Origin of the sequence: Enterococcus sp. 3H8_DIV0648, assembly GCF_002140655.1 — a bacterium.
GTDB classification, from domain to species: domain Bacteria; phylum Bacillota; class Bacilli; order Lactobacillales; family Enterococcaceae; genus Enterococcus_A; species Enterococcus_A hulanensis.
The window spans coordinates 2,567,478-2,568,405 of sequence record NZ_NGLG01000001.1 but is presented as its reverse complement, the minus strand read 5'-3'; the positions used below and the strand labels follow the sequence as shown (position 1 = coordinate 2,568,405).

The 928-nt window shown below is 40.1% G+C and carries 2 protein-coding genes; both read right to left on the bottom strand.

Translation table 11 applies throughout. The annotated features are described in order from the left end of the window. Positions 1-122: 122 nt before the first annotated feature. Positions 123-638: a DUF6560 family protein gene (locus A5875_RS11840; RefSeq protein ID WP_088933781.1), complete on the bottom strand. Its 516-nt coding sequence runs from the start codon at positions 636-638 to the stop codon at positions 123-125. Positions 639-741: 103 nt separating this feature from the next. Continuing rightward, positions 742-928 (bottom strand): DUF6560 family protein (locus tag A5875_RS23680; protein ID WP_369596952.1); only part of this gene is annotated, 187 nt, incomplete at its 5' end.

Below are 928 nucleotides of genomic sequence, written 5' to 3'. Positions count from 1 at the left end.
AGATTTGAGACCGTAGCATAATCTCTACATTTGAATAGCGATTCTTCGCGTGAAAAGGGAGCATGGAATGAACGATTTCGTCACTTCATGCTCCTTTTTGAATTATGCTCAAGTTTTTTCTTTTAATCTTTTTCGCGTTTCATTTCTTCGATGGGAATATTTGCCTTTTCGATTCGTTTGAGAAAAAGATTCGCGCCTTCCATCATTCGGTCAACAAAGAAGGCTTTTTTGCGTTTGCCATTGACATATACTTTCCAGCCGCCGCGTGTTTCTTTGCAGTGAGTGATCTCTGAAAATAAGAACTGCTTTCTAAAGACAAATAATTTGATAGCCTCGATATTATCCCCATCTACTTGGACCTCCCACATGCCAGCGATAGGTAAGATCATCAGCAGCAGACCCGGAGAAGCAGCAAAAATTACTCCTAAAATAATGGGAAGAGTTAGCTGATCAGTTAGTTCGCCCCATATTAAAAGTCCACCCATCACTCCGGCTTCGACGGCACCAAAAATAAAGTAAGACCTAGGCGTTCGAATCGTGAATTTCTTTTGTCCTCGCTTAATGCCCTTTTTCTTCGTATTGTTTTCTAAAAATGCTAGTACCACTCCAACGATGCACACCGTAATCAAACTTTTCATTACCCAATCACCCTCCTTATGCAATGATAAGCTTCAGCATTTTCCAATGTCTCCAATAATACCGCTCATTGCTCCTTTTTAAATTATGCTCAAGTTTTTTCTTTTAATCTTTTTCGCGTTTCATTTCTTCGATGGGAATATTTGCCTTTTCGATTCGTTTAAGAAAAAGGTTTGCGCCTTCCATCATTCGGTCAACGAAGAAGGCTTTTTTGCGTTTGCCATTGACATATACTTTCCAGCCGCCGCGTGTTTCTTTGCAGTGGGTGATCTCTGAAAATAAGAACTGCTTT